At 44.0% G+C, this 207-nt stretch carries 1 tRNA gene; it reads left to right on the forward strand.

Annotated elements, in window-relative coordinates:
• The first annotated feature begins 132 nt into the window (after positions 1 to 132).
• Positions 133 to 207: transfer RNA gene (locus tag Q0791_RS25255), tRNA-Gln, on the forward strand.

A 207-nucleotide genomic window follows, 5' to 3' on the forward strand; every position in this document is an offset into this window, starting at 1 on the left:
GAATTGGTAGACACGCCAGATTTAGGTTCTGGTGCCGCAAGGTGTGAGAGTTCAAGTCTCTCCTCCCGTACCATTTATTTTAAAGTTAATGTGTATTATCTTAATAGTATCACGTTAATTAAAACGCTTTATTGGGATATCGCCAAGCGGTAAGGCACCGGGTTTTGATCTCGGCATTCCCAGGTTCGAATCCTGGTATCCCAGCCA

Source organism: uncultured Shewanella sp. (assembly GCF_947495455.1).
Lineage (GTDB): Bacteria > Pseudomonadota > Gammaproteobacteria > Enterobacterales > Shewanellaceae > Shewanella.